Annotated in this window: 9 protein-coding genes; 4 read left to right on the forward strand and 5 right to left on the reverse strand. The window is 68.7% G+C overall.

Annotation, left to right across the window (positions count from 1 at the left end; genetic code table 11):
* Positions 1-178: 178 nt before the first annotated feature.
* Positions 179-481: an urease subunit gamma gene (locus tag B2284_RS05820; protein ID WP_038566517.1), complete on the reverse strand. Its 303-nt coding sequence runs from the start codon at positions 479-481 to the stop codon at positions 179-181.
* A gap of 216 nt (positions 482-697) precedes the next feature.
* Here B2284_RS05820 and B2284_RS05825 point away from each other — a divergent pair, with 216 nt between their 5' ends.
* Positions 698-1,561 carry an MbnB/TglH/ChrH family RiPP precursor modification enzyme gene (locus B2284_RS05825; protein WP_131940334.1) on the forward strand — a complete coding sequence of 288 codons (864 nt, stop codon included), beginning with the start codon at positions 698-700 and terminating at the stop codon, positions 1,559-1,561.
* 119 nt (positions 1,562-1,680) lie between these two features.
* Positions 1,681-2,166, forward strand: a complete 486-nt coding sequence (locus tag B2284_RS05830) for an SCO6045 C-terminal-like domain-containing protein (RefSeq protein ID WP_136788154.1) — start codon at positions 1,681-1,683, stop codon at positions 2,164-2,166.
* Between the two features lie 80 nt (positions 2,167-2,246).
* Here the strand turns inward: B2284_RS05830 and B2284_RS05835 are convergent, their stop codons facing one another.
* The gene (locus B2284_RS05835; RefSeq protein WP_062256151.1) at positions 2,247-2,699 is read right to left on the reverse strand and encodes a pyridoxamine 5'-phosphate oxidase family protein; all 453 of its coding nucleotides are present in this window, start codon (positions 2,697-2,699) and stop codon (positions 2,247-2,249) included.
* Between the two features lie 259 nt (positions 2,700-2,958).
* Between B2284_RS05835 and B2284_RS05840 the strand changes: the two genes are divergently transcribed.
* The gene (locus tag B2284_RS05840) at positions 2,959-3,162 is read left to right on the forward strand and encodes a hypothetical protein (RefSeq protein ID WP_006947152.1); all 204 of its coding nucleotides are present in this window, start codon (positions 2,959-2,961) and stop codon (positions 3,160-3,162) included.
* 64 nt (positions 3,163-3,226) lie between these two features.
* Here the strand turns inward: B2284_RS05840 and B2284_RS05845 are convergent, their stop codons facing one another.
* Entirely contained in the window at positions 3,227-4,285 is a 1,059-nt protein-coding gene (locus B2284_RS05845) for an FUSC family protein (protein ID WP_136788156.1), read from the reverse strand.
* A gap of 460 nt (positions 4,286-4,745) precedes the next feature.
* On the opposite strand from B2284_RS05845, the gene B2284_RS05850 reads away from it, so the two are divergent.
* Positions 4,746-5,297, forward strand: coding sequence for a hypothetical protein (locus B2284_RS05850; protein WP_136788159.1), 552 nt, complete (start codon positions 4,746-4,748; stop codon positions 5,295-5,297).
* Between the two features lie 310 nt (positions 5,298-5,607).
* Here B2284_RS05850 and B2284_RS05855 read toward each other — a convergent pair whose 3' ends face one another.
* Positions 5,608-6,996 carry an NAD(P)/FAD-dependent oxidoreductase gene (locus B2284_RS05855; RefSeq protein WP_136788161.1) on the reverse strand — a complete coding sequence of 463 codons (1,389 nt, stop codon included), beginning with the start codon at positions 6,994-6,996 and terminating at the stop codon, positions 5,608-5,610.
* A gap of 203 nt (positions 6,997-7,199) precedes the next feature.
* The coding region (locus tag B2284_RS05860; protein WP_286697292.1) for a 2Fe-2S iron-sulfur cluster-binding protein at positions 7,200-7,601 on the reverse strand (402 nt) is incomplete at its 5' end.

Raw genomic sequence — 7,601 nt, forward strand, 5'->3', positions numbered from 1 at the left:
TCGCCCGTGTTCTCGACGACGACGCGCAGCCGTTCGTTCACTGAACGATCGGTGTTGAGCGAGATGTGCCCCGGGGCGACGCGGATGGCGCCAGGAGCGCTCGTGGCCCCGGGGGTTGCTGGGTCGTCGGCTGCGTCCTGCGGCCGACGGCCTGAGTTCGCTGTCATGGCTCGTTCCTTCAGGCGATCGGGTGATGGAGGGTGACGAGCTTGCGGCCATCGGAAAAGGTGGCCTCGACCTGAATGTCGGGGATCATCTCGGCGACGCCCGGCATCACCTGCTCACGTGTCAACACCTCGCGTCCGGCGCTCATCAACTCTTCGACACTGCGACCCTCGCGGGCACGTTCGATGACCCACGTCGACAGCAGCGCGACGGACTCGGGGTGATTGAGCAGCACGCCGCGCTCGAGTCGATCACGCGCCACCATTCCCGCGACGGACAAGAGCAGCTTCTCGGTGTCGGCGGGCGTCAGATGCATGGCAGGAGGTTAGCGAGGTGATGTTTCGCGGGTGTTTCGCCGGTCCTGGCGGAGGGGAGGTGACCACGAATCGTCGCGAGTACGGCGGGCCGGAGCCACAGCTGCGCGAGAAAGACACATCTGTCCGAGGAATGTGCGTCATATACCTCGAGCAGATGCACGAGAGTCGAGCAGGTGACGTCACGCCACACCTGTCGGTGCGGCATCATGCGAGACATGAGCATCACGACGTCCGACGCAACACGGCCCGCACCGGCCACGTCGATGCCTGCGGGCGTCGGCATCGGATGGCGCCCCGAGATCGCGGACGTCCTCGCCGCCCAACCTGGGTTGACGTGGGTCGAAGTGGTCGCCGAATCCGTCATGCACGGCATGCCGCCAGCCCTGAGGCAGCTGCGCGAGCGCGGCGTCACCGTCGTCCCGCACGGGGTGAAGCTCGGGCTCGGTGACGCCGAGGGCCTCGACGTCGATCGCGTCGCGCACTTCGTCGGGACGGCCGCCATCACGGGCGCGCCGCTCGTCAGTGAGCACATCTCGTTCGTGCGGGCGGGTGGTTTCGAGGTCGGCCACCTGACGCCGCTGCCGCGCACGCGCGCCGCCGTCGACGTGATGGTGCGAAACGTCCGCAGCGTCCAGGCCGAGCTCGACGTCCCGCTCGCGCTCGAATGCGTCGCGGCGCTCTTCACCTACCCCGAGGACGAGATGAGCGAGGCACAGTTCGTCACCGAGATCATCGAACGCACCGACGCGCTGCTGCTGCTCGACATCGCGAACGTCTACGCCAACGCCCGCAATCACGGGGGCAATCCGCTCGAGACGCCCCTCGCGATGCCCCTCGAACGGCTCGCGTACATGCACGTCGCGGGTGGGGTCGAGAACGACGGGATCTACCACGACACGCATGCGGCCGCGGTGAACCCCGAAGTGCTGCACCTCATCTCGGAGCTCTCGAGACGCACGACATTCCCGGCCGCGATGCTCGAACGCGACGGCGACTACCCGCCTGCCGAGGAGTTGCTCACGGAGCTCGACGCCATCGCCGACGCCGCCGGCATGCCGCGCGTCACGGCCGCGCAATGACGATCCGCCGCGCATCGTCGACGGGCGGGCACAGCGACAGTTCGACGTCCGCGCCCGTATCCGCCGACGAGGGGGGCCGCCCCCACGAGTTCGACGGCAGGACGGAGGCCGCGTCCCCCATGGATTCTGCGTCGGATGAACACGCTGATCTCGCCGCACGCCAGGCGCAGATCGTGGCGGCGCTGACGGGGTTGGCGTCCGCCCCGGCCGGCTTCGACGCTCGCCATCTCGACGTCGCGCGACGAGCGCTCCTGCGCAAGCGAGCGAACGAGCTGCAGTTCGTGTGCCCGATCCTCATCGCGTCGCTCGGCCCGCGGTTGCACCCGTTGTTCGCCGAGTTCGCTCGTGAGCGTCCGACGCGTGGCTCGCGCGCTGACGGTCACGCGTTCGCGCAATGGTTGCGCCGACGCGGCGACCTCCCCCTCGCCGCCGACCTCGAACTCGCCGAGGCACGCCTGTTCTGGGCGTCTCCGACCGACACGTCCGGCATGGCGACGGCGCCGGTGCGGCGCACGTCCCGCGTCGCCGTCGAACGGTTTCCCGGCGGCATGCTCGTGCGCCGCGGCCGTCGCGTGACGACGCTCGGACGCCCGTCTGAACGGTAGACACCGACCTGAACGATAGACACCGACACAGAACCGTTCGCGGTCGACGCCCGCTGGCCGTGGACGGAAATCGCAGGGGGTCAGGGTTGCATGTGGCGCCAGGGCTTGGAGAGCTGGAAACGTCGGCCGGTGATCTCGTTCACGGTGATGCGGACGACCGTGTGTTTCTCCGTCGGCACCCAGGGGCGCAGCGGCAACTGTTCCGCACGAGCCTTTTCGGCGCCCTCGAGCACCTCAGCGCGTCCTCGGACGATGACGCTCGACGCCTCGCCGTCGCCGAACCGTCCACTGCCGTTGAGGTCGTCGACCTCGAACGCGACGTCGGAGTTCATCGTCACCCCGAGCAGTTTGCTGCCCTCGGCCGTGCGGAAGAAGATCGCTCCCGCGTCGCTGACGTAGTTGATCGGGACGATCTGCGCCTCACCGACGAGCGTGTATGCCAGTCGCCCGAACGCGTGCTGCGCCAGGAACGCCCAGCACTCGTCCTCGGCGAGGGCGTTGATGACGTCGTGGTCGGCCTGGAAGTCGGGCATGGTGGTCTCCTTCGGGCGGGCGTGTCCTCGTGCCGTTCTCGACATCACCAGCTTGCCGCGTCGAAGCCTCCGATGGGGCAAGACGCGTCCGGGCCCTTCGTCCCTGCCCGCTCGCCCCGTTCCCGCACTTCGACGAGCCACGTCCGCTCCTCACTTTCTTCGGCAACGACCGCTTCTCGACGGGAGGGGCGCATGCCTCGCCGCGTCAGGGCCAGCGCGATTACCCTGGGAGGAGCGACGGGACGAGGGAGGAAGGCACATGCTGGCCGCAGTGTTGCTCATGATCGTCTCGGGTGTGCTCATGGTCGCGATCGTCGCGTTCCTGCTCATCATCAACACCCGCATCGAACGGCAGCAGCGCGAACGCTACTTCGGCGACATCAGCCACGTCCGGATCCCCGACAACGCCCGAGAACTGTCGAAGCCGGCGAAACGCCCCAAACCGCCCTATCGCCCCTTCTGACGGCGATGCACCTCACCCATCTGCGATCTTCGTCCACATTCGGCTCCGCCCGCCCCAGGCACCGTCAGTGCGCGGGGTCGCGCACGACCAGCAGGACGACGAGGGCGACGCCGCAGCCGATGAGCGTCTCGACCGCGCGGTCGACGAGTAGCGGCCCGACGGGCACCTCGTGCACGATCTGCCCCATCATCAGCGCGAGCGGCGTGATGCACAGCAGTGCGAGCGCGTAGTTGCGGCCCACGAGCAGTTCGGCGCCCACCTGCAGCGCCGCGATGACGAGCACCGCCGCGATGACGAGCACCGCCGCGAAACCCTGGGGGTGCCACGGCAGGATGGCGGCCGCCGCGAGCACGCCGAACAGCGTGCCGACGAACCGTTGACCACCGCGGATCATGCGCGCCCGGTGCGTCGCGCCGGACAATCCCGCGACGGCGGCAACCATCGCCCAATAGGGATGCGAGCCGCCGTACTGCGTCCCGATCAGCTTGCCGACGACGCCCGCCGCGCCCACCGCGATGACGAACCGGGCGAGGTGCACGCGCGTCCCCTCAGCCTGCCACGCCTCACGGATCCTGGCCCGCGGCAACGGAATCCAACGACGTTCCCCCGTCTCGCGCAACAGGCCGACACGTCCGATGAGCACCGAGAACGCAGCCGACGCCGCGGAGACGAAAAAGCCGACGGCGACGTTCGACGCCGCCGCGGGCAGCGTCGCGCAGACGGTGAACGCGAACACGACGAACAACGGCCCCGGCGGGTGCCAGCGGAAGGCGTCCGACAACAACGACGCCGCCGCGGCGACGAGCGCACCGGCGGCGATGAGCCACCACTGGTGATGCGGCAGTAGCCCGACGGCGCATCCGAGCGTCACCGCCATGACGAGGACGCCGGCGATCGTCACCTGCAACGCCGTGCGTTCCGCATGCGGCGCGGCGCGTCCGTAGAGGGACGTGAATGCCCCGAAGGCCGCGAACGCCGACCAGTCGAGGTGCCCGGTCACCGTCAGCAGAGTGAGCGGGACGAAGACCGAAACGCCGGCCCGCGCCGCCACCCGGTGAGCACCCGCGTGCGGGCCGAAGCGGAAGAACTCCTGGAGAAAACTGGGATGGGCAGGCGTCGTCACCACGCCATCCTAGAAGCCGTGCCCGCAGCAGCCGGATGCGCCGCGTTTGGACGCCACAGCCACAACTCGTCACCACCCAGGCAGAGCTCCTGCCACCCCATCACTCCTCATGACGACGACACGGCTCGTCGGGGCGACGAGCGACCGCCTCCAGCCCCCTTCCACCGCGCGACGCTGGGGTCACGACCCCGACACCGCGGTTGGTCATCACCCCTCGAGCCCACGCCGCTCTCAGACTCGACCATCGTGTGAGATGGTTCACGCAGCGCCCGAGCAACCTCATGACACTCTCCAGCCATGACGGGGCGTTCGAGGTCTATTCTTACGCCCCCTCACCCCGCGGGGGCTGTACCCGTCTGCGTCAACCGCCTACTGTGAGCAGCAAGCTGGGCGGCGCCGTCGCCCCCACCATCCGGAGCGACGCTCGCCCGGATCGGCCAGATCTGCACAAGGAGTTGCCATGTTCGCTCTCGCCGTCCTGCTGCTCATCGCCGCAGCAGCCCTCGTCCTGTGGGTCCTCTTCGGGCTCAACGGAGAGAACAACAACGACGTCCACTTCCACGGTTTCGGCATCGACGCCAACCTCACGCCGCTCACCGTGTTCCTCCTCGGCGCCCTGACGCTGCTGCTCGTGTGGGCCGCGACGCGCCTGATCGCCGCCGGCACGAAGCGCAAGTACCGCCAGCACAAGGAGACGAAGGAGCTCAAGAAGGAGCACCAGCTCAGCGAGAAGCAGCGCCTCGAGGCCGAGCGCGAGCGTGAGCGCCTCGCCGCCGAGCGCGACAAGGAGCACGATCTGCGCGAGACCGCCGAGGCCCGCCAGCGCGTCGCGCAGCGCGACGTCGAGCGCTACCCCGAGGACCACCGCACCACCGAGCACGTCAGCACGGAGCGTGTCGGCACCGAACGCGCAGCCGAGGGTCGTCGCGCGGGCGAGGGTGACGTCATCGGCAACCGTGTCGACGGTGTCGTCGACGAGCGCGCCACCGACGGGCGCCACTACCGCAACTGATCTCACCGCGACGACGGTCTGCGTCACCGACCGGATCGCGCCGCCCATGACGAAGGCGCCGCACCCCAGCGAGGGTGCGGCGCCTTCGTCGTTCTCGACGCCCGTGACGCCGGAACCCATCGCCCCGGCGCCCTGCACGTCAGGCCACTCAGACCGCCACGTCAGGCCACTCAGACACGGCCGTCGCGGCCGGGCCCGCCCGTCAGCCTCACCCAGCTGGCGGGGCGCCACCCATCACACACGACAGCGCGCGTGCTCCGCGGGCAGAACCGCAGAACCACGCGCGCTGACGGCGACGTCGGGCGTCAGCTCACTTGGCGGCCTCGACGTGCTTCGGCTCCTTCTTCGGCGCCGGCTTCGAGTTGGCGGCGTCGACGAACGCGTGGCGCGGCGTCTCGAGGTCCATGAGGGCGCTGGCGTCGCGGCCGAACATCATGCCGACGGCCCAGTTGCCGAGGATGCGTGTCTTGCGCTCGAGTGTCGGCATCGCGTACGCGTGGTAGCCGCGGTGCATCATCCACGCCGGCAGGCCGCGCAGGCCGTACTTGCCGACCTGGGCGACGCCCTTGCCGACGCCGAGCCCGGCGACGGAGCCGATCGTCTTGTGCTTGTACTGCTTCATCTCGCCGCCGCCGCGAATCGTCGTCAGGATGTTCGCGGCGAGGACGGGCGCGTGACGCAGCGCGTGCTGGGCGTTCGGCACGCAGAACCCGCCGGGGCCCATGCCCGTGACGTCGGGGACGGCGGCGTTGTCGCCGGCACCCCAGGCGCCCTCGACGACGTTGCCCTCGTCATCACGCACACGCAGGTCGGTGCCGACCATGAGACGGCCGCGGTCATCGATCGGCAGGTCGGAGTCGACGAGGACGGGATTGGCCTTGACGCCCGCGTTCCACACGATCGTATCGGCGTCGAACTCCTCGCCAGTCGACAACACGATGTGCTTGTTCTCGCAGCTCTTGAGCTGCGTGTCGAGGTAGACGTCGACGCCGCGCTCGCGCAGGGAGGCGACGACCCACTTCGCCTGCTCCTCGCTGACCTCCGGCATGACGCGGCTCATGGCCTCGACGAGCACGAAGCGCGGGTCTTCGGGCGACAGGCGCGTGTAGTGCTTGATGGCGTCCTTCACCATGTCCTGGATCTCGGCGATCGCCTCGATGCCGGCGAACCCGCCGCCGACGAAGACGAACGTCAGCGCACGCTTGCGCTCCTCGGGATCGGTGAGGACGGCAGCCTCGTCGAGGCGCGCGAGGACGTGGTCACGCAGCGTGACGGCTTCCTCGATCGTCTTGAAACCGATGCCCTCCTCGGCGAGGCCGGGGATCGGCAGCGCGCGCGGCACGGAGCCGGCGGCCATGACGATGTGGTCGTACTCGAGCGTGAAGTCGTCACCGAGCTCGGGGTCGACGTTGACCGTGCGGTTCGCGTGGTCGATCGACGTCACCTTGCCGGTGATGATCTCCGCACCCTTGAGGTGACGGCGCAGCGGCACGAGCGCGTGACGCGCCTCGATCGAACCGGCGGCGACCTCCGGCAGGAAGGGCTGGTACGTCATGTAGGGGTTCGGGTCGACGACCGTCACCGAACCTTCGCCGTCCTTGAGGGAGGCGAGCAGCTTCTTGGTGGTGATGAAACCCAGGTACCCGCCGCCTACGACGAGGATGCGCGGACGCACGTTGGTGTTCTGCGTGAAAGCCATGCAACAACTCTAGAACCGCCGAGTACGTTCGGCGAAACGCTGACCAAACGACTGATGTTACCGGACAGTAAGGCGCAGCGGGGGTCTGTGAGCCGCGCGACTTTCCAGAGCCCCTCCTCCTTCTGCGTACAAGTGCACCCAGGTGCACTTGCACGCAGAAAGAGGGGCCCGCGCGTCAGGTCCTGAGCATCGACAATCGAGCGTCAGAGCTCGAGCGTCAGTTCCTTGCCCTTGCAGCGGCTCACGCAGATCATCATGATGTCGCCCTCCTCACGCTCGTCGTCCTCGAGCACCGAGTCGCGGTGGTCGATCTCGCCGGCGATGACGCCCGTCTCGCAGGTGCCGCAGATGCCTTCGAGGCAGGAGCCGAGGACGCTGACACCGGCCTCGCGCACGACCTCGAAGATCGACCTGTCGGCGGGCACGGTGAGGCGCATGTCGGATTCTTCGAGGATGACGTCGAACTCGGTGTTGCCCGAGTCGTCGATCTCCTTGGGGCTGAAGCGTTCGACGTGCGCGACGAGGTTGGCGCGGCTCTTGCACCCGTCCTCGATCGCCGCGAGCAGACGCTCCGGCCCGCACGAGTAGACGAGCGCGGGGCCCGC

The organism is Dermacoccus sp. UBA1591 (assembly GCF_002322065.1).
In the GTDB taxonomy this organism is placed as follows: domain Bacteria; phylum Actinomycetota; class Actinomycetes; order Actinomycetales; family Dermatophilaceae; genus Dermacoccus; species Dermacoccus nishinomiyaensis.

Excerpts from the sequence above, each read along its gene's own strand:
- B2284_RS05820 (WP_038566517.1), bottom strand. The coding sequence starts at position 481 with ATGCATCTGACGCCCGCCGACACCGAGAAGCTGCTCTTGTCCGTCGCG.
- B2284_RS05825 (WP_131940334.1), top strand. The coding sequence starts at position 698 with ATGAGCATCACGACGTCCGACGCAACACGGCCCGCACCGGCCACGTCG.
- B2284_RS05830 (WP_136788154.1), top strand. The coding sequence starts at position 1,681 with ATGGATTCTGCGTCGGATGAACACGCTGATCTCGCCGCACGCCAGGCG.
- B2284_RS05835 (WP_062256151.1), bottom strand. The coding sequence starts at position 2,699 with ATGCCCGACTTCCAGGCCGACCACGACGTCATCAACGCCCTCGCCGAG.
- B2284_RS05840 (WP_006947152.1), top strand. The coding sequence starts at position 2,959 with ATGCTGGCCGCAGTGTTGCTCATGATCGTCTCGGGTGTGCTCATGGTC.
- B2284_RS05850 (WP_136788159.1), top strand. The coding sequence starts at position 4,746 with ATGTTCGCTCTCGCCGTCCTGCTGCTCATCGCCGCAGCAGCCCTCGTC.
- B2284_RS05855 (WP_136788161.1), bottom strand. The coding sequence starts at position 6,996 with ATGGCTTTCACGCAGAACACCAACGTGCGTCCGCGCATCCTCGTCGTA.